Below are 18,065 nucleotides of genomic sequence, written 5' to 3'. Positions count from 1 at the left end.
GGAGTGAATCATCCGTCAACCTGCGGCTTTATTGCAGCCATAGACTTTGTATGTGTCTAGAAGGACATACGGTACAAGGGTAGCAGCGTTTCGAAGGTCTGCTGGATAAGCTCAAGTAGCTTATCCTCATCCGACAAAATCGGATCATCTTTGCCGATCCGCAGACCGCACGTAATCTCGGCTTTCTTGACTTCCTTCAGCTTGCGGGCAAGCTCGGCGAACTGCCGGTCGTCCATGTCTGATTCCCGGATTCCCTTAGGATCCAAGTGGTCGGTCGACCAGAAATAGCTTCCCGGAAGCCCGGCGCGGATAGCTGCAGATTGCTTCGCCAGTGCATCCGCGAAGACCCCCTTGTTGGAGCTCTCATAGATAATGGCAAAAACAACAAACAAGTGGCTGTAGAACATACCGACCTGGAAATGCGGCAGAGCCTTGTACCCGCGTTTATTCGGGCCCCAGGCCACCCATGTATCATTCGGGGCATGAACGGTGCGCCGGGCGTGCTTGGCTACATGCGGGAACATTTCTTCTCCGCACAGCGCGGACAGGACTGGAGCAAGTTCGTTGCCAAGCTCATTCAGTTTAGGCCGCACCCGGGCAATGAGGGCATCCATTCTCGGCTCCAGGCCCTCAATTTGAAATACTGCAAAATCATCATGTGTAAATCCTTGAAATGGCATTATAGCGTCTCCTTGTTCAAAAGATAGATTCGCATGCATGTAAGCATTGCTGAAATTGCTGCAGCTGCCGCATATTTCCATCTCAAAGCCTCTAAATCCAGTAAAAACAGCGGGAAGCGTTTGGGATTAGCAGGAAACGGGTAAAAATAGTCAATAAACCAAGTTACCGCTACATAAAATGAAGTATAAAATAAGAGTAAGACGAACGCAAAGTTAAGATCGCAAGTGGAGGTCCGGCAGTCAATTTTACCTAGGAAAAAAGCTAATAAAGCTGGTTTTGCAGAAGCAAAGCTGTTAGGGGGGAGTGCCGTGAACAAAAATGACGAAGTGGAGTATTGCAATCTGGAGCTGCGGTTTGACCGACAGCATATACAGGATCTCATTAAGGACTTGATAAAAGATGGCTATTCCCTTTACTGGAGTGAGAATGAAAGTGTTTTTTTGATTTCGGTGCGCACCGGCCGCAAGCTGGTAAAGCTCCGCTTCCAGCGGATTAAGGATGGTTACAAGCTGGTAGGCGATTATATGATCCGTGATGCGCGCCTGTCCGAATGGATGGAGAAGCTGATTGGCGATATGCGAGGTCATGCCGTAGTCAAACGTTTCCGTGACCGCCAGATTATCATTGAGAATATTTTATTTGGTGAAGTGATCCGTCTGGTGGAAATTTCCGGGTATCAGCAGCGTGTACTGTATCAGAAAGGGCCGATGCTCACGGATCAGGAGCTGACAAAGCTTTTTTACTCCGGTGAAGGAGAAGAGCGGATCCGCCAGCGGAGGATTGAGGTTGATGAACAGCTGGACCGGTTAAATGAGGCCCTTCGCAGTGAAGATGCTGCACTTGCAGAGTCCTGTATGGCTGAACTCAGCTTTTTGCAACGGGAGCTAAATATGCTTGAATGGTAACAAAGATCGGCTTCATTTGGTTAAGGGCATCCCTCAGCAGGGGTGCCCTAACTTTGTATTTCAACTTGTGGACAGGGGTTCACTTCTGGCGGTAAAAACGTTAAAATAGTCATTGTGAGCAATTTCCTTCAACTTAAGGACTTTGTCAATGAAATTGATCTCTATTTCGCAGGCGGAACTTTGCTGTATCTGACAAAGGGTGGTATTCTTATACTGCGAGAAATGGATTTCACAAAAATATAGGATGCAAAGGGTGGAGGACCAGATGGCAAAACAACAAATCGGCGTAATTGGCTTAGCGGTAATGGGTAAAAATTTGGCTCTAAACATTGAGAGCAGAGGCTTTACCGTATCGGTATTCAACCGTTCCCCGGAGAAGACACATGATCTTGTTGCCGAAGCGGAAGGCAAAAATCTGGTGGGCACTTTTTCCATTGAAGAGTTTGTAGAATCACTCGAAGTACCGCGTAAAATTCTGATCATGGTTCAGGCGGGCAAAGCTACCGATGCCACAATTGAGCAGCTTCTGCCGCATCTTGATCAAGGCGATATTATTATCGACGGCGGCAACGCTTATTTCCCTGATACGGTTCGCCGCAGCAAAGAACTGGAAGAAAAAGGCTTCCGATTCATCGGTACCGGAGTTTCCGGCGGTGAAGAAGGCGCGCTTAAAGGACCTTCCATTATGCCAGGCGGTCAAGAAAGTGCATATAAGCTTGTTGAACCTATCCTTACGGCAATTTCGGCCAAAGTGGACGGAGAGCCTTGCTGTACATATATCGGACCGGACGGTGCAGGACACTATGTAAAAATGGTGCACAACGGCATCGAGTACGGCGACATGCAGCTGATCTGCGAAGCTTACCAGCTTTTGAAGGATGTGCTTGGTCTGGATGCCAAAGAGCTGCACAGCATCTTCAAAGAGTGGAACAGCGGCGAGCTGGACAGCTATCTGATCGAAATCACAACGGATATTTTCGCACAATATGATGAAGAAACCGGCAAACCGATGGTTGACGTTATCCTCGATGCCGCCGGCCAAAAGGGAACAGGCAAATGGACAAGCCAGAGCTCGCTTGATCTTGGCGTGCCGCTGTCCATGATTACTGAATCTGTATTCTCACGCTTCCTGTCTGCAATGAAGGATGAGCGTGTAGAAGCCAGCAAAGTGCTGAGCGGACCGGAAACCGAGCCTTTCCAAGGTGACAGAGCAGAATTTATCGAAAATGTGCGCAAAGCGTTGTTCGCGAGCAAAATCGTATCCTATGCGCAAGGCTTTGCGCAGTTGCGCGTAGCTTCCGACGAATACGGCTGGGATCTGAAATACGGCAGTCTGGCCAAAATCTGGCGCGGCGGCTGCATTATCCGCTCCCGTTTCCTCCAGAATATCACGGATGCCTATGAAACCAATCCAGAGCTGAAGAACCTGCTCTTGGATCCGTTCTTCAAAGACATCATGGGTTCGTACCAATCCGCATGGCGTAAGGTTGTTGCCGCTGCTGTAACTCAAGGGGTTCCTGTTCCCGGGTTCGCAAGTGCATTGGCCTACTATGACAGCTACCGTACGGAACGCCTGCCTGCGAATCTGCTGCAGGCACAGCGTGACTACTTCGGCGCCCATACCTTTAAGCGTGTGGACAAGGAAGGCGTCTTCCACCACAACTGGCTCGCTGAATAGGTTATTTGGCTCTGCTGCAATCAGCGGCCCGAACGGCTTCCCGCACCCGGGAGGCTTTCGGGCCTTTTTTTCGGAATCTACAGGAAGGGAATCGCATTGTGCAAAGTTTTGACCCTGTGTTATGATATGACAAATGTCGCGGTTGGAGGGTAGTCATGACTGGGGAGTTAGAACAACAACAGAGTTACAATACCTTGCGTAAAAATATTATCCTTGTAGGAATGATGGCCACAGGTAAGTCAACAGTGGGTGCCATGCTGGCGGAGGAACTGGGCTTTGAACTGGTTGATTTGGATCATGTCATTATAGAGAGTGAAGGCCAGAGTATTGCCGATATTTTTGCCGATGGCGGTGAAGCGTATTTCCGTAAGGTTGAAACTGCAGTACTTCAGCGGATGCTTGAAGGAGAGGGCAGAATTATTTCGACAGGCGGAGGTGCAGCACTGGCTCCAGGGAATGCCGGGATGATGTTGGAAAATGGGCTTGTTGTGGCGCTTACGGCCACGGAAGAAGTCATCTTATCCCGCGTCAGCGGAGATCAGAACCGGCCGCTGCTCGCTGGCAACGCGCAGGAAAGGGTCCGCACCATCATGGAGCAGCGCCGGGAGGCTTACCGTTTCGCGCATTGCACAGTCGATACTTCGGAGCTGAGTGCGGCAGAAGTGTCGCAGCATATTTTAATGCATTACCGCGGTTGAGCTTTTAAGTATACTTGTGTGCGGCTTACGCCTCTGCACTTTCATTCCATTCAATCATTCCGCCGCTGAGGTTGGAGCCTTTGAAGCCGAACTGCTGCAGATATTCGCAGACACGCTGGCTGCGGGCACCTGAGCGGCAAATGAAGACGATCTCGGTCTCTGCCGGGAGCTCTTCCGTGCGCTGCGGAATCTCGCCCATTGGGATATGCTGAGCGCCGGGAATCATCCCGAAGGCGACTTCATCATCTTCACGTACGTCTATCAATACAAGGTCTTCGCCTGTCTCCAGACGCTTCCGCAATTCCTGCGGTGTAATTTGGGGGATCTCATTCATGGTTGTGACCTCTTTTCTATCGGAAGATTGGTTTAATGATAACACAAGTGGAGAATAGCCTGTCAAACGAAGCACTATATATCAACTACATTAACTAAGGAGCGCTTATATCATGGACGTTATTGTTAGGCCGACGCCAGCTTTGCAAGGAGAATTTGGAGCTTTGTCTTCCAAAAATTACACTACACGTTACCTGCTTGTTGCCGCTCTATCCGAGGGCGTCAGCACGATCTACTATCCTGCACATAGTGAGGACAGCGATGCGATCCGCAGATGTATTGCCGATCTTGGAGCAGTGCTTACGGAGGATGAAGAGAAGATTGTCATTCAAGGCTTTGGCCGGCATCCCCGTGACGTCAAGGAACTTAATGTAGGGAATGCCGGGGCCGTCCTGCGCTTTCTGATGGCTGTAGCTGCGCTGAGCCCGGAGGTGACTTTCGTGAACACGTACCCGGATTCTCTGGGCAAACGCCCGCATGATGACCTCATTGCAGCACTCGGCCAGATTGGTGTTCAAGTGGAGCATAATAATGGGAGACTTCCGATAACCATTCGCGGCGGCAAGCCGGTTGGCGGCCGGATTACCGTCTCCGGTGCAGTCAGCTCACAGTATCTTAGTGCGCTGCTCTTCCTGACGCCGCTGCTAGAAGAGGACAGCGAGATCGTCGTACTGGATGATCTGAAGTCGAAGGTTGTTGTCGGCCAGACGCTGGAGGTGCTGGAGCAGGCAGGAATCGTAGTTCATGCTGCTGACGATTATATGTCCTTTAAGGTGCCGGGGCGCCAGGCCTATGCGGCCAAGTCTTACACTGTGCAGGGGGATTATCCGGGATCTGCGGCTGTGCTTGCGGCAGCGGCTGTCACCCAATCGGATGTGAAAATTCACCGGCTTGCCGAGAAGAGCAAGCAAGGAGAACGGGCAATTGTGGATGTGCTGCGTATGATGGAAGTACCGCTTACTCACGAAGACGGAACAGTGCATGTGCAGGGGAACGGCACTCTAAAGGCTGTGGAATTCGACGGCGATGCGGCAACCGATGCCGTGCTGGCGATGGTGGCGGCGGCGGTATTTGCCGAAGGGACCTCGCGTTTCTACAACGTGGAGAATTTGCGTTATAAGGAATGCGACCGGATTACCGACTATCTGGCGGAGCTGACCCGCGCCGGAGCCAAGGTTGAGGAGCGCCGCGATGAGATCATCGTGCACGGCATGCCTGAGGGTGTCGAAGGCGGAGTAACGATCAATGCGCATTATGATCACCGGGTAATTATGGCGCTGACGGTAGTGGGCCTTCGTGCCCGTAAGCCGCTGCTGATTAAGGACGCCCATCATGTCGCCAAGTCCTATCCGCAATATTTCGACCACCTGCGTGCGCTTGGAGCAAATGTGGAGTGGGTACAATAACAATGTAGGATGCTGATCCAGGTGAAGTCCGCTTATAATAGGAAGTTTTGGTTTCACCTGCTGATTCGGCACTAAAGCGAAAGGGGTAACAAACATGAGCTTTGAGAACCCGACCCGGGAGCAAATCGGTGATATTCTTGCTTCCGCAGGTAATATTGCTGTTGTAGGTCTTTCTGACAAATCGGACCGTACCTCCTATATGGTGGCTTATGCGATGCAGAGCCGCGGATACCGGATTATTCCGGTTAACCCTACAGTAGACGGAGAGATTCTAGGGGAGAAATGCTACCATACGCTGGCTGAAATACCGGAGCCGGTGGACATTGTCAATGTGTTCCGCCGCAGCGAATACTGCGCCGAAGTGGCGCAGGAGGCAGCTGATATCGGCGCACATGTGCTGTGGCTCCAGCAGGGCATTATCAGCAAGGAGGCTGCTGACATTGCCGCAGAGCACGGCATGACGGCGATCATGGACCGCTGCATCAAGGTCGAGGAAGCGATCACGATGCACGGGCGCAGCCGGCAGTAGTATTTAGGGGGGCGGGGGAGGAACCAGTACTCTCGTAATTCTGGAACCCCGGAACCCTTTAGCCTAGGTGGGGAAGGAAGGTATACAGCAAGTTTTGCTGCTCTGATCCTATTTCATCTAGAAATAGCCAGGTTGTGTTGCTATACTGGCATTAGACGAAGAACGTCCATTTACCCGTAATTAGTTTGCGGGAGGTGGGCGTTCTTTTTTATTTACCGGGAGGGGATCAGATGGAGTTTGAGGCAGCACATCGTTTATTCATCGAGCAGCATACGTCGGAGAGAAGTGGGGAGCGTAAGGGGAGGCTGGTCAGAGGTCACAATTTTGCGGAGCGGCTGTTTTTGCAGAATGTGTGGTGGCCGCTGTTTGAATCGCTTGAGCATTTGCATCCAGAATATGAAGTTTACGATTGGAACCGCAAATCGCAGTTTCTGGACTTCGCTTTTCTGCCGCAAAATGGGGGCCGGTTCGGGATCGAATGCGACGGCTTTCAAAGTCATGTCAAAGATATGGACCGCGAGAAGTTCAGCTATTCCTTGAACCGCGATAGTTTCCTCACCGGGATGGGCTGGAGGATGCTCCACTTTTTCTTCGACGATGTTCAGCAGCGTCCCGAAGTTTGCCGGATGCTCCTGCAGCTGGTACTTGCGCCTTATTTAGCTAAAAAGACGCTAGCCGCAGATATTTTGTCCGAAGAGAAAGAAGTGCTGCGCCTGGCCTGGCGTATTGCTAAACCGCTCCGCCCCAAGGATGTGTGCGACTATTTCCAGGTTAATTATCGTACGGCCCGGAGGCTGTTACAGTCACTCAGTGACAAAGGATTACTCAAACCGGTAAATTCAAAGCAGAGGGTGCGGTTCTACGAAGTAAAAGCAATGCAGGCTGATCAAATATGGTAAGTGGATAGGGAAATGAAAAGCAAAACAAAGCAATCTTGCCTGCATTCTTGAATGCAGTCTGATTGAGGTGTAGATGGAATTAAGGAACTAGGGTGAGTTTTGATTGAATATTAGGATGAAAATGGAATAGATGCACTTCGTGCAACTAAATGATGTTGAAAGTTTCTTTTTTGAAGTATAGCTGCACTTGGTACAACTAAAAGTTGCTAAATGGCTCCTTGGAGCAGGAAATGCGATTTGTAGATGTATAAAGTGCAGTTAAACTAATATTACTGTTTAAAAGTGCTATTTTAGTTGTACAGAATACACTTAAATGACTGGAGTGACTGGAGTGACTGGAGTGACTGGAGTGACTGGAGTGACTGGAGTGACTGGAGTGGCTGGAGTGACTGGAGTGACTGGAGTGGCTGGATCGTCTCCCCATGCCCACGCATGCTCATTAATGATTTGTTATTAAGCCTCGTAGGGCCTACTTCTCTGTTTCCTTCACAGCAGCGAACAGCATCCAGACTACACTAAATTACGAATAAAGTTTCCCATAATCACGGGAACCGTGGTATCCTAATTCTTGCCGCATTCTTTTGACAAAAGCAGTCGCAGCGCGTACCATTCAATATAGAATGAAAGGAGAGGGTCACCTTGAATTGGCTCGGATCATTGCAGCAGTTGGGCAGAGCCATAATGCTTCCTACCATGGTGCTTCCGGCGGCCGCCATCCTGCTTAGTCTGGGCAGCTTACCGTGGTCTGCATGGGGACTTTCTTCGGTATCCGAAGTGACTACATATGCGGGGCAGGGAATATTTTATTTCATGCCTTATTTGTTTGCTGTCGGCGTAGCATGGGGGTTGTCCAATCAGGCCGGACCGGCTGGGCTGGCTGCACTGGCTGGAATGTTCACTTATGACCGGATTGTTACCCATATGGGGAATGGGGATGTTCAGCCTGCTACATTAATCGGAATCATACTCGGGATTGTCGCCGGCGTGGCGCATAACCGGTTTAAAAATATCAAGCTTCCAGAAGCCATACAATTCTTCGGAGGTTCGCGGTTTGTTTTGCTGTTCATGGGCCTGTTCTCGGCCTTCTTCGCTTGGGTGATGCTCGGTGTTTCTCCGCTGCTTCAGCAAGGGCTGGATGTGCTTTTCCGGGATATACAGGCGACCGGCGGATATGGCGTGTTTGTCTACGGGGTGCTTTACAGGGTGCTTACGGCCTTTGGCCTACATCATATTCTAAATAATGTGTTCTGGTTTCAGCTGGGCAGCTTTGCTACTCCTGACGGCAGCGCGGTCGTCCAGGGGGATTTGCCGCGGTTTTTTGCGGGAGATCCTACTGCGGGCATCTTTATGGCCGGACTTTTTCCGATCATGATGTTCGCACTGCCGGCGATTGCCTTAGCTATTATTCAGGAAGCCCGGGAGGATTTGAAGCCGAAGATCCGCAAAACCTTTTTGCGTGCCGCAATGGTCTGCTTTTTGACCGGTGTGTCGGAGCAAATTGAGTTCGCTTTCCTGTTCGCTTCGCCATATTTATTCGCGCTGCACGTAGTCATGTCCGGTCTTGCGATGGTGTTGACCTATTCGCTTGGCATCCATCATGGGTTCTCTTATTCGGCGGGGGTAATTGACTTTATCCTCAACCTGCATCTGTCGCAGCGCGCCTGGCTGCTGATCCCGATCGGGATCGGTTATGGGATTGTCTATTATAACGTGTTCCGCTGGGCGATCCGCCGTTTCCAGATTCCGACACCGGGGCGTGAGGAAGGCTCTGAACTGGGCGACTGGGCGGGGAATATTCCGTATCAGGCTCCGCTCATTCTGGAGGCGCTCGGGGGCAAAGAGAACATCGTACAAGTTCAGGCTTGCATCACCCGTTTAAGATTAACTGTGCATAATGACCGATTCATTGATACCGGGGCGCTCAAGGGATTGGGCTCGGCCGGAATTATAAAGCTGGGCGGCGGGAACGTGCAGGTGGTATTCGGCACCTATTCAGAGCTGATCCGTGAGGAGATTGACAAGCTGATGCTTCGTGATCTGCCGCAGGTGCTGTTCAGTTCTCCAATGCAGGGCCGAATGATGCCGATTGAGGAAGTGCCGGACCATATTTTCGCCGCGAAGCTGGTTGGGGACGGGGTGGCCTTTTTCCCGGATAAAGGGGAGCTGGTCTCACCCGTGTTTGGCAAGGTGATGCACGTGTACCCTACAATGCACGCAGTGGGCATTTCAACGCCCGAAGGGCTGGAGGTACTTATGCATATAGGGATCGACACTTCACAGCTTAAGGGGCCGTTTGAGGCGCTTGTGCAGGAAGGGGACAGTGTGGAGCCGGGCCAGTTGCTGGTGAGATTCGATCTTACCTTTTTGCGTGAACATGCGGCTTCGCTTGCTACACCGATGGTGATTACCAACCCTGACCGTGTGAAATCCTGGAGCTATGCTCCATTTAAAACTGTGAAAAAGGGGCAATCGTCCGTAATGTCCGTGGTATTACATGAAAGCAATGTTGGAGGGATTGAAGCATGATACAAGGCATAGGCGCTGCAGCAGGTGTTGCCATCGGGAAGGCCTTTGTCTTGCCGAACTGGGAATGGAGCCTGCCGGATACGCAGGTAAATCCGGTGGATCTGGCCAAGGAATTTGAGCGTTTATACGAAGGAATCCGCACCTCGAAAGATGAAATTGAGTTTATCAAAAGAGAATTCAGGGAGGTCGTGGGGCCGGAGGAATCGAGCATTTTTGACGCCCATCTGGCAATTCTGGATGATCCCGTGTTCATGAGTGAAATCCGTGGCATTATCGAACGCCAATACAAGGCGGCTGAAGTGGCGGTTAAGGAAGCCATTGACCATTTTGTAGCGATGTTTGATCTGCTGGACGATGAATATATGAAAGAGCGGGCAGTTGATATCAAGGATGTCGGCAACCGTTTGCTGAAGCATTTGCTGGGTGCACCCGAGGTAACTCTGCCGTCTGATACACAGCCCTATATACTGGTGGCGAAGGAGTTATCTCCCTCTCAGTTGGTTCATTTGAATCCGGTCTATGTGCTGGGAATTGTCACCATGATGGGCGGCAAAACTTCCCATTCCTCCATAATGGCCCGGGCGCTTGGTATTCCGCTGGTGGCTGGCTTGGAGAACAAGCTGACCAATCCGATCCAGACCGGAGATCTGCTGGTGCTCGATGGTGAAACCGGGATTCTGCAGCTTCATCCGGACGAGCTTACGGTAAGAGACTATGCAGCGAGACGCGATAAGCAGCAGCGCAAAAGAGAGCAGCTGGAGCTGCTTGCTACTGTGGAGGCCATCACCAAAGACGGTGTATCTCTGCGGCTAGCCGGTAATATCAGCTCGGTCAAAGAGCTGGATATGGCGCTGAAGTACGGAGCGGAGGGCGTTGGTTTGTTCCGTACAGAATTTTTGTACATGGACCGTCATTCCTTCCCGACGGAAGAAGAGCAGTTTGAGGTTTACAAGCTCGTTGCCGAAAAGGTTGGCAGCAACACCGTTGTGATCCGTACCCTGGATATCGGGGGAGACAAGCATCTGGATTATTTCCAGCTTCCTGACGAGCAGAACCCATTCCTGGGCTACCGTGCCATCCGGATCAGTCTCGACCGCAAAGATATGTTCAAAACACAGCTGACTGCGATCCTGCGTGCCAGCCACTACGGCAATGTAAAGATGATGTTCCCGATGATTTCCTCCGTAGAAGAAGTACAAGCTGCCAAAGCGGTGCTGAATGAGGTCAAGGCAGAGCTGGACGAGCAAGGCGTTCCGTATAACCGCAATGTACCGGTAGGCATCATGATTGAGGTTCCGGCTGCCGTTATGATCGCGGATCTGCTGGCGGAAGAAGTGGACTTTTTCAGCATTGGGACAAATGATCTGGTGCAGTATGTGCTGGCCGTTGACCGGATGAATGAACAGATTGCCCATATGTATCACCCTTATCATCCAGCGGTATTGCGCATGATTCGCATGACAGTGGAAGCTGCGCGGCAAGTAGGCATCGGTGTGAGTATTTGCGGTGAAATGGCTGCCGATGAACGTTCTCTGCCGCTCTGGCTGGAGCTGGGGATCAGCGAGCTGAGTATGTCGCCGCAGGCCTTGCTGCGGGTGAAGCATCGTACGCTGAACACACTGGCGTCGGAAGCCAGAGAGATGGCCAAAGCATGCTTCCGGCACCGTACCAGTCTGCAGACAGAAGAGATGCTAAGCGCATTTGCAGGACGGAGCGGCTTATCGCTGAGTATGGGTGGAGATCCGAAAGAGAAGACATCCTAGTCTTAGGCAATCAGAATCGATGAAGTGAAGGGTCCGGCGATAGCGCCGGACTTTTTGCGTTACTGATCTTGAACCGCCATTTATAAAAAAAGTAAAACCGTTTTCCCCTTGAGAGAGTCAGTATAGATGAAAGTACAAAAAGGCGCTTTTTGAGGCTGCTGTGTGAGGGAGGCAAAGCAACGGAGAATGGAAAATCTAATGGAGGCTGAACGGGTACAGTTTGGTGATGAGAGTGGACAGGCTTTTATCCGGCTCGTATCAGAGCAGAAGAAAATACTATACGGGATCGCTTTCAGTTACTTCCGCAGTGAGTCAGATGCACTCGAAATGCTGCAGGAAGCTACGTACCGGGCGTGGAGCAAACGAAAAAGTCTCAAAGATCCGGAACGGTTTGCACCTTGGGTGACACGAATTCTGATCAACTGCTGCAACGATGAACTGAAGCGGAGAAAACGGTTAGTTTCCGTAGAGCCTGCGAATACAGGCAGTACTGGAGTGATGGAAATGACCAGTGACCGCAAGCTGGACATGGAGCAGGCCCTTGACGTTCACCTTGAACGGCTACCCGAATCCGCTGAAGGAAACGGTATCCCTTTCCATCCGTAAATAGCTGCCTTAGGCGGCAACAAGCCCTGCACTCCGGCAAGTCGGAGAGGCAGGGCTTGTTTATCCTCGTGAGGAGATTGCTTTCAGCTTATTCTCCGGCTAGTGCATCGCAGAAGGCTTTGCCGTAAGGCGGCAGATCCGGTGGCCGGCGGGCGGAGATAATGTGCCCGTCAGTTACCACGGGCTCATCCTTCCAGATGGCTCCGGCATTTTCCATGTCATCACGGATGCCGGGCGTAGAAGTAACGGTTACGCCTTCCAGGACTTTGGCTGAAATCAGCACCCAGCCTGCATGGCAGATTTGGCCGATCGGCTTCTTGGCTTCATTGAAATCCTGTACCAGCTTCAGTACCGCGCTGTAACGGCGGATCTTATCGGGTGCCCAGCCTCCCGGTACCAGAATGCCGTCGTAATCGGCTGCGCTGAGCTCATCCCAGGAATATTCAGCTGTGGCGGGAACCCCGTATTTGCCGACATAAGTCTTGCCCTTCGTTAGGCCTGCCAGATGCACCTTGGCTCCTTCTTCTCTTACCCGGTATACAGGATACCAGAGCTCCAAATCTTCGAATTCATCGTCAACAAGTGCGATGACCTTTTTACCGGCCAGTCTCATGTTCAGCAGCTCCTTTCAGGAATGTGATGCTTGTCCTGTACATTCTATCAAATTTGAAATATGAAGTCATCTCAAGGTATTGAAAACACTGGATTATTTACCAAATAAATCTTTTTATGCAAATCAGAAGGGATTATGGAGAGAGAGGTCGAATATAGTTATTGAAAAGGCGGACTCTCGTGTTGTTTCAATATTATTCCTGAGGTGTGGGAGATGAAAAAAGACATTCTGGTAAAGAAAACATGCGGCTGTGGCGGAGTTATGACTATACATATGCATACATTGATTTATAGCGGTAAGATAAAAATTACCCATGTTCCGGTCTACACCTGCGGATTATGTGCCCGTTACGAGCCCTTGCCCTTTATCAAACGGGATCTGGGCGAACTGATCGGTGAGATGGGGGAGCATCCTGCCAAGCTCCATCTTTCTCTTGCTGACAGAAATGAATGGGCCAATGTGCTGAAGGAAACTTTTTCCACGGGCTTTTTCCACGGCGGTATCTCTGAGCTGGAAGAGAGCATCCGCTCGGCTATTCAAAGCCGTATTGATCTGTTGCTTGATGTTTATCGAGTTGCCGGGGATCTGGCTGACCTGAAATGGATGGAAGAAACGGCTCAAAGATTGTCACAATTGACGTTACAATGTACAAAAAGCGCTAAATGAAAAAGTTTTTCTGCAAAATCAATGAAAATTTTTCACGAATGTTGGATTTTTCACGCGCTTTTTGTTACGATAGTACCAGGTTAGTTGAATTGTGGCTGTGCGGATGAGAACTATTGCTGATTTTCACCCCTTCCCTGGCTGCTGACATTTTCAGTTTTGCGAGTGGAGAGCTACTTTGAAGCATTAGTGAATACAGCCCGCGTCAGGATGATGTGTTCAGCCTTTGAAAGAATTTTGAAAGGAAAATGAAGCGTTATCATTGCACAATTGTACAAAGTGTCGTATCATAATTTTAATTAGTCGAACGATAAAATTTATCGCAATGGAGAGAGTAATTTGACGGTAACCATTTACGATGTAGCTCGAGAAGCAGGCGTATCTATGGCTACGGTATCACGGGTTGTGAATAATAACCCCAATGTGAAACCGCAGACCCGGAAGAAGGTTTTTGAAGCGATTGAGCGTTTGGGCTATCGTCCAAATGCCGTGGCGAGAGGACTCGCCAGCAAGAAAACGACAACTGTTGGGGTTGTCATCCCCGATATCTCAAACTCGATTTTTGCTGAAATTGCACGCGGGATTGAAGATATCGCCAATATGTATCATTACAATATTATCCTGTGTAACGCAGACAAGCGTAAAGAGAAGGAAATCCGGGTCATCAACACCCTGCTTGAGAAACAAGTGGACGGGCTGCTCTTCATGGGCGGAACAGTGACGGAAGAACATATCCAAGCCTTCCAGACTTCTGCCGTTCCGATTGTTCTTTGCGCAACACGTGATGAGAAGGGAACCTATCCTTCGGTTGATATCGATCATGAGAATGCTGCATTTGACGCTGTCAACACACTTATCCGCCACGGTCATCGTGAGATTGCAATGATCAGCGGAACGCTGCAGGATCCTGCAAACGGTTATGCACGTTTCCATGGCTATAAGAAAGCACTGGAAGCTGCAGGTATTGAGTACCAGGAGGATCTCGTGCGGATCGGTAATTACCGGTACGAATCCGGTGTCGAAGCCATGAAGTACTTCCTGGGCCTTAAGAAGAAACCAACTGCGATCTTTGCCGCAACAGATGAAATGGCAATTGGTGCCATTCACAGCATACAGGATGAGGGCCTTAAGGTGCCGGATGATTTCTCGATCATCAGTGTGGATAACATCCGCATGGCTTCGATGGTTCGCCCTCTATTGACGACTGTAGCCCAGCCAATGTATGACCTGGGTGCGGTAGCCATGAGACTGCTCACGAAGCTGATGAAGAAGGAAACCGTTGAGAATCCGCGTGTCATCCTGCCGCATGAAACGATTCTCCGCTTGTCCGTCAATCATGTAAACAAATAATACAAGCTTACAAGTAGCATATAAGATCATAAAAAGCTCCTTTTGGGGCTTTTTATGCTGTATACATATAATTATTAATCAGGAGGAGTTGCGATGAGTGAAGTGTTCGGATTAATCGGAGCCATGGATGAAGAAATTAAACTGCTGCTGGAGAGTATGGACAATAGGGTGACAACAGTTAAGGCAGGCATAAAGTACTACACAGGGACGGTGTTTGGCAAATCGGCTGTGTTGTGCAAATCAGGGGTAGGCAAAGTCAACGCGGCGGTCACGACGCAAATTCTGCTGGACACCTTCGGCGTCTCGCGGGTATTGTTCACAGGAGTAGCAGGTGCAGTCCATCCTGGACTGGACATCGGTGATATCGTGATCTCTTCGCAGTGTATTCAGCATGATATGGATGTATCTGCATTGGGATACCCCAGAGGGGTTATTCCTTATCAGGAGATTTCCGCCTTTCCGGCAGATCAAACACTGGTGCAGCTTGCTGAACAAGCCTGTCATGACCTTAAGCAGCAATCGGTGACCGGAGTTGTATTGTCCGGTGATCAATTTATAGCCAGTGCGGAGTTGGTCGCCAAGCTGCGGCTGGAGCTGAACGGCGCCTGCGCCGAGATGGAAGGGGCTGCTGTTGCTCAGGTGTGTTTCATGAATGAAATCCCCTTTGTCATCCTCCGTTCAATGTCAGATAAGGCTGACGGTTCAGCGAATGTCAATTACCACGAATTCACAGTAGAGGCTTCCGAGCGTTCCCATGCCATACTTGAATATATGCTGAAGGCAATGTGATCTGCAGAGCGGGTTATCCTAATACATAAAGCGCTGTCTGAAGCGCACTCTGTCGAAGGTTTCCTGAGACGACATCGGAACTTCCCGTCCGATACGGACCATAAGGCAGTTGGCCGGATGAGAGCAGATTTCCGGATCATCCGTAGCATACCATACCATATCTACGGTTTTCATCAGCTTCTCCATCATTTTCCGGTAGGCCCATACATCAAGCCCGCTGCCTTTCAGGTCCCAGTGCCAGTAATATTCCGTGGTGTATACGATGCAGTTCTCCAACTGTTCCCGCTCAAAGGCGGTGGAAATTAACAGCTTGCCAAGCCCGCTCCCTCTATATCCGTTAGCTACCTCTACAGCCCCCAGCTCAATAAGATCCATCATTCCCCCCTGTGACCAAAGCTCCATTTCATCCGGATAGTGAAAGGTTACATAGCCTATAACAGTTTGGTCCTCAACAGCGGCGATCACCCGCCCCTCAGGCAGGCCTGCGATGTCTATGAGCGCTTCCAGCTGTTCGCTTGGTTTGCGGAAGGCATCCAGATCAGGATGCATATGCAGGCCCTCCAGCAGGCCAGGAGATAAAGGTCCACTGACTGTAATGTTCTTGCTGTTATATACAAAGGTATGGGAAACGCGGATTTTGCGGTGCTCCATGAATGGGCTCCCTTCGCTTAACTAAAATATGGAATGTAACCGCTTGCTGTGATATACTAATTCCGACATAAAAACTTCACATTTAATACATTGACAGGATTTTCATGGAAATGAATCTCGCCCTTAAAGCTTAAATCAAACTAGTAAGGGAGGCAATAGTAATGGGGCAAGTCCACAGCGAAATTTTGCCGGGCCGCGTGCAAAACGCAAATATGGCGGATTATTCCCAGGCAGTCAGCGAATTCCGGTGGGAGGATGTAGAGAAGGACTTCTCCTGGTATAGTACCGGTAAGGTAAACATGGCCCATGAAGCCGTGGACCGTCATGTGCAGGAAGGCCGTGGGGCGTCAACCGCCTTACTTTACAGCGATTCTTCGAGAGAGGAAAGATATACCTTTTCCGATTTGCAGGAACGCTCCAACCGGTTCGGCAACGTTCTGCGCAAGCACGGCATTGGTAAAGGAGACCGCGTCTTTATTTTTATGCCGCGGAAGCCGGAGCTGTATTTCAGTCTGCTGGGTATTCTTAAGATCGGAGCAGTGGCTGGTCCGCTATTCGAGGCATTTATGGAAACGGCGGTTAAGGACCGGCTTGAGGACAGCGGCGCAGTGGCGCTGGTGACTACACCGGAGCTGCTGCACCGGGTGAAGCAGAGTGAGCTGCCGGAACTGCGCCATATTATTGTTGTCGGCGGTGCAACCGATGTGGAGCAGGGGCTATTGGGCTTTGAACAAGAGATGGTGGCAGCTTCAGCTGAACTTGAGCCCGAGTGGCTCAGTTTGGATGACGGGCTGATTATGCATTACACCTCGGGTTCCACAGGTAAACCCAAAGGTGTCTATCATGTACAAAGAGCAATGATCCAACACTATTATAGCGGCAAAATTGTACTGGACCTGCAGCCTGATGATGTCTATTGGTGTACGGCCGATCCAGGCTGGGTCACCGGTACTTCTTATGGCATCTTTGCCCCTTGGCTGAACGGAGTAACCAATGTGGTGCGGGGCGGGCGTTTCAGCCCGCAGGACTGGTACAAGACGATTGAGCGGTTCGCAGTTACTGTATGGTACAGTGCACCTACCGCTTTCCGCATGCTGATGGGAGCAGGGGAGGCTAGCCTGGAGGGCATCAACCTAAGCAGCCTGCGCCATGTGCTATCCGTAGGGGAACCGTTAAATCCGGAAGTTGTCCGCTGGGGTGACAAATTCTATCATCAGCGCATTCATGATACGTGGTGGATGACAGAGACAGGCGCGCAGTTAATCTGCAATTACCCGAGGATGGATATTAAGCCGGGTTCCATGGGACGTCCGCTGCCGGGCATTGAAGCAGCGATATTGGATGACCGGGGCAATGTGCTGCCGCCGTATTCTATGGGCAATCTTGCGATACGAACACCCTGGCCGTCCATGATGGGTGCCATTTGGAACAATAAGGCCAAATACGACGAGTATTTCCGGATTCCGGGATGGTATATCTCGGGTGACTCAGCCTATATGGATGAGGATGGTTATTTTTGGTTCCAGGGCCGGATAGATGATGTAATCAATTCCTCTGGTGAACGGATTGGTCCATTTGAGGTGGAAAGCAAGCTGGTAGAGCATCCGGCGGTAGCCGAGGCTGGGGTCATCGGCAAACCTGATGTGCTGCGGGGAGAGATCATCAAGGCGTTTATTTCCTTGCGGGAAGGTTATTACCCGACCACGGAGCTTAAGGAAGAGATCGCCGCTTTTGTCAAAGCCGGTTTATCCGCTCATGCAGCACCCCGGGAGATCGAATTCAAAGATAAGCTGCCCAAGACACGCTCCGGCAAAATTATGCGCCGGGTGCTGAAAGCCTGGGAGCTGCATCTGCCTGAAGGGGATTTGTCGACCATTGAGGACTAAGCCATGCCGGCAGCATAACAAAAAACACCGTTTCCCGCGAATCCGCGGAAACGGTGTTTTTGCTGTTCTGTATGGATTGCCTCAGGCAA

18 protein-coding genes are annotated in these 18,065 nt (G+C 50.6%); 14 read left to right on the top strand and 4 right to left on the bottom strand.

The genetic code is table 11. From position 1 onward, the window contains the following. Positions 1-56 precede the first annotated feature (56 nt). Positions 57-680 carry a DUF1054 domain-containing protein gene (locus AC3WT9_RS08620; RefSeq protein WP_341092384.1) on the bottom strand — a complete coding sequence of 208 codons (624 nt, stop codon included), beginning with the start codon at positions 678-680 and terminating at the stop codon, positions 57-59. Positions 681-989: 309 nt separating this feature from the next. Here AC3WT9_RS08620 and AC3WT9_RS08615 point away from each other — a divergent pair, with 309 nt between their 5' ends. The 3 genes from AC3WT9_RS08615 to AC3WT9_RS08605 all read left to right on the top strand — a co-directional run bounded on the left by AC3WT9_RS08615 (position 990) and on the right by AC3WT9_RS08605 (position 3,962). Continuing rightward, a complete protein-coding gene (locus AC3WT9_RS08615; protein WP_076112069.1) occupies positions 990-1,586 on the top strand; it encodes a YkzI domain-containing protein in 597 nt (198 codons plus the stop codon). A gap of 265 nt (positions 1,587-1,851) precedes the next feature. After that, positions 1,852-3,264: an NADP-dependent phosphogluconate dehydrogenase gene (gene gnd / locus AC3WT9_RS08610; RefSeq protein WP_341378310.1), complete on the top strand. Its 1,413-nt coding sequence runs from the start codon at positions 1,852-1,854 to the stop codon at positions 3,262-3,264. Between the two features lie 155 nt (positions 3,265-3,419). Continuing rightward, complete coding sequence (locus AC3WT9_RS08605) at positions 3,420-3,962, top strand: shikimate kinase (RefSeq protein WP_341378311.1); 543 nt, start codon at positions 3,420-3,422, stop codon at positions 3,960-3,962. 25 nt (positions 3,963-3,987) lie between these two features. On the opposite strand, the gene AC3WT9_RS08600 is transcribed toward AC3WT9_RS08605, so the two are convergent. Next, complete coding sequence (locus AC3WT9_RS08600; protein WP_038590436.1) at positions 3,988-4,296, bottom strand: rhodanese-like domain-containing protein; 309 nt, start codon at positions 4,294-4,296, stop codon at positions 3,988-3,990. A 112-nt stretch (positions 4,297-4,408) separates the two neighbouring features. Between AC3WT9_RS08600 and aroA the strand changes: the two genes are divergently transcribed. The 7 genes from aroA to AC3WT9_RS08565 all read left to right on the top strand — a co-directional run bounded on the left by aroA (position 4,409) and on the right by AC3WT9_RS08565 (position 12,024). Next, positions 4,409-5,701 (top strand): 3-phosphoshikimate 1-carboxyvinyltransferase, encoded by a 1,293-nt coding sequence (gene aroA / locus AC3WT9_RS08595; RefSeq protein WP_341092387.1) that lies wholly within the window; start codon positions 4,409-4,411, stop codon positions 5,699-5,701. Positions 5,702-5,795: 94 nt separating this feature from the next. Further along, on the top strand, positions 5,796-6,230 hold the full coding sequence (locus AC3WT9_RS08590; protein ID WP_340898839.1) for a CoA-binding protein: 435 nt from the start codon (positions 5,796-5,798) through the stop codon (positions 6,228-6,230). Positions 6,231-6,460: 230 nt separating this feature from the next. After that, complete coding sequence (locus AC3WT9_RS08585) at positions 6,461-7,129, top strand: putative endonuclease domain-containing protein (RefSeq protein WP_492407538.1); 669 nt, start codon at positions 6,461-6,463, stop codon at positions 7,127-7,129. A 331-nt stretch (positions 7,130-7,460) separates the two neighbouring features. Next, complete coding sequence (locus AC3WT9_RS08580) at positions 7,461-7,586, top strand: hypothetical protein (RefSeq protein WP_492407537.1); 126 nt, start codon at positions 7,461-7,463, stop codon at positions 7,584-7,586. 182 nt (positions 7,587-7,768) lie between these two features. Beyond that, positions 7,769-9,655, top strand: coding sequence for a glucose PTS transporter subunit IIA (locus AC3WT9_RS08575; protein ID WP_341092392.1), 1,887 nt, complete (start codon positions 7,769-7,771; stop codon positions 9,653-9,655). Beyond that, positions 9,652-11,418 (top strand): phosphoenolpyruvate--protein phosphotransferase, encoded by a 1,767-nt coding sequence (ptsP, locus tag AC3WT9_RS08570; protein WP_341092395.1) that lies wholly within the window; start codon positions 9,652-9,654, stop codon positions 11,416-11,418. Before AC3WT9_RS08575 ends, ptsP begins: the two co-directional genes overlap by 4 nt. 186 nt (positions 11,419-11,604) lie before the next feature. Then, positions 11,605-12,024 carry a sigma factor gene (locus AC3WT9_RS08565; protein WP_341092397.1) on the top strand — a complete coding sequence of 140 codons (420 nt, stop codon included), beginning with the start codon at positions 11,605-11,607 and terminating at the stop codon, positions 12,022-12,024. Positions 12,025-12,112: 88 nt separating this feature from the next. Here AC3WT9_RS08565 and AC3WT9_RS08560 read toward each other — a convergent pair whose 3' ends face one another. Next, entirely contained in the window at positions 12,113-12,637 is a 525-nt protein-coding gene (locus AC3WT9_RS08560) for a type 1 glutamine amidotransferase domain-containing protein (RefSeq protein ID WP_341378313.1), read from the bottom strand. Positions 12,638-12,850: 213 nt separating this feature from the next. Between AC3WT9_RS08560 and AC3WT9_RS08555 the strand changes: the two genes are divergently transcribed. The 3 genes from AC3WT9_RS08555 (at position 12,851) to AC3WT9_RS08545 (ending at position 15,439) form a co-directional block, all read left to right on the top strand. After that, a complete protein-coding gene (locus AC3WT9_RS08555) occupies positions 12,851-13,303 on the top strand; it encodes a hypothetical protein (RefSeq protein ID WP_341378314.1) in 453 nt (150 codons plus the stop codon). A gap of 336 nt (positions 13,304-13,639) precedes the next feature. Further along, on the top strand, positions 13,640-14,650 hold the full coding sequence (gene ccpA / locus AC3WT9_RS08550) for a catabolite control protein A (RefSeq protein ID WP_038590464.1): 1,011 nt from the start codon (positions 13,640-13,642) through the stop codon (positions 14,648-14,650). A 93-nt stretch (positions 14,651-14,743) separates the two neighbouring features. Beyond that, the gene (locus AC3WT9_RS08545) at positions 14,744-15,439 is read left to right on the top strand and encodes a 5'-methylthioadenosine/adenosylhomocysteine nucleosidase (RefSeq protein WP_341092403.1); all 696 of its coding nucleotides are present in this window, start codon (positions 14,744-14,746) and stop codon (positions 15,437-15,439) included. An 18-nt stretch (positions 15,440-15,457) separates the two neighbouring features. Here the strand turns inward: AC3WT9_RS08545 and AC3WT9_RS08540 are convergent, their stop codons facing one another. After that, a complete protein-coding gene (locus AC3WT9_RS08540) occupies positions 15,458-16,090 on the bottom strand; it encodes a GNAT family N-acetyltransferase (RefSeq protein WP_076112048.1) in 633 nt (210 codons plus the stop codon). 161 nt (positions 16,091-16,251) lie between these two features. Here AC3WT9_RS08540 and acsA point away from each other — a divergent pair, with 161 nt between their 5' ends. After that, positions 16,252-17,976 (top strand): acetate--CoA ligase, encoded by a 1,725-nt coding sequence (gene acsA / locus AC3WT9_RS08535; protein ID WP_341092404.1) that lies wholly within the window; start codon positions 16,252-16,254, stop codon positions 17,974-17,976. Positions 17,977-18,065 lie beyond the last annotated feature (89 nt).

This window comes from Paenibacillus sp. EB106-06-01-XG199, from assembly GCF_058791575.1.
This window is presented reverse-complemented; position numbering and strand designations above follow the sequence as displayed.

What these genes read in the sequence shown, in the direction of transcription:
- aroA (WP_341092387.1), top strand. Translation starts at nt 4,409, where the DNA reads ATGGACGTTATTGTTAGGCCGACGCCAGCTTTGCAAGGAGAATTTGGA.
- AC3WT9_RS08565 (WP_341092397.1), top strand. Translation starts at nt 11,605, where the DNA reads ATGGAAAATCTAATGGAGGCTGAACGGGTACAGTTTGGTGATGAGAGT.
- AC3WT9_RS08545 (WP_341092403.1), top strand. Translation starts at nt 14,744, where the DNA reads ATGAGTGAAGTGTTCGGATTAATCGGAGCCATGGATGAAGAAATTAAA.
- AC3WT9_RS08560 (WP_341378313.1), bottom strand. Translation starts at nt 12,637, where the DNA reads ATGAGACTGGCCGGTAAAAAGGTCATCGCACTTGTTGACGATGAATTC.
- AC3WT9_RS08605 (WP_341378311.1), top strand. Translation starts at nt 3,420, where the DNA reads ATGACTGGGGAGTTAGAACAACAACAGAGTTACAATACCTTGCGTAAA.
- ptsP (WP_341092395.1), top strand. Translation starts at nt 9,652, where the DNA reads ATGATACAAGGCATAGGCGCTGCAGCAGGTGTTGCCATCGGGAAGGCC.
- AC3WT9_RS08585 (WP_492407538.1), top strand. Translation starts at nt 6,461, where the DNA reads ATGGAGTTTGAGGCAGCACATCGTTTATTCATCGAGCAGCATACGTCG.
- AC3WT9_RS08620 (WP_341092384.1), bottom strand. Translation starts at nt 680, where the DNA reads ATGCCATTTCAAGGATTTACACATGATGATTTTGCAGTATTTCAAATT.
- acsA (WP_341092404.1), top strand. Translation starts at nt 16,252, where the DNA reads ATGGGGCAAGTCCACAGCGAAATTTTGCCGGGCCGCGTGCAAAACGCA.
- AC3WT9_RS08555 (WP_341378314.1), top strand. Translation starts at nt 12,851, where the DNA reads ATGAAAAAAGACATTCTGGTAAAGAAAACATGCGGCTGTGGCGGAGTT.
- gnd (WP_341378310.1), top strand. Translation starts at nt 1,852, where the DNA reads ATGGCAAAACAACAAATCGGCGTAATTGGCTTAGCGGTAATGGGTAAA.
- AC3WT9_RS08590 (WP_340898839.1), top strand. Translation starts at nt 5,796, where the DNA reads ATGAGCTTTGAGAACCCGACCCGGGAGCAAATCGGTGATATTCTTGCT.
- AC3WT9_RS08540 (WP_076112048.1), bottom strand. Translation starts at nt 16,090, where the DNA reads ATGGAGCACCGCAAAATCCGCGTTTCCCATACCTTTGTATATAACAGC.
- AC3WT9_RS08600 (WP_038590436.1), bottom strand. Translation starts at nt 4,296, where the DNA reads ATGAATGAGATCCCCCAAATTACACCGCAGGAATTGCGGAAGCGTCTG.